We start from the raw sequence: 478 nt of genomic DNA, 5'->3' as shown, positions 1-478 counted from the left end.
TCGGATTCTCCTCAAACGGCGTGTCCTTCTGCCCATCCAACACATCCACCGCGGTCTGAGTGATCGCCTCCATCCGACGATGCACACCCTCACCATCACCCAACAACCGCTCCCACACACCCACCGCCGCCGTATACCGCCCCCACGCCGCCGACAACTGCCCCGCCACCGCATTCGCATGCGCCGTCGCCGCAGTCAACGTCGACAACGCCTGACCCTCCTTCGCCGCCGCCGCCGGAGCCGCCGGCGTCGCCGCAGCCGCCGCCGTCGCCGTCACCGACGCCGCATGATCCGCATGAGCCGTCGCCTCCGCCGTTCGCGCCGTCGCCAACGCATCCTCCAACGCATTGACCTGATCAGCCGCCGTCTGCACCGCCGCATGCGCACCCGGCGCCCGACCCCGCAACCCATGCATCACCGACCGCTGGAACCCGAAATCGGTACCAAACGACACAATCGCCGCACCCACCACCTGATG

Annotated in this window: 1 protein-coding gene; it reads right to left on the bottom strand. The window is 68.4% G+C overall.

The window, feature by feature from the left end:
* Window positions 1-478: hypothetical protein (locus tag MKW15_RS24280; RefSeq protein ID WP_240862971.1), on the bottom strand; the 478-nt coding region annotated here is incomplete at both ends.

The organism is Gordonia gummivorans, assembly GCF_022513585.1.
Lineage (GTDB): Bacteria > Actinomycetota > Actinomycetes > Mycobacteriales > Mycobacteriaceae > Gordonia.
Note: the sequence above shows the minus strand (reverse complement) of the source record. Positions and strands in the feature narration are given on the sequence as shown.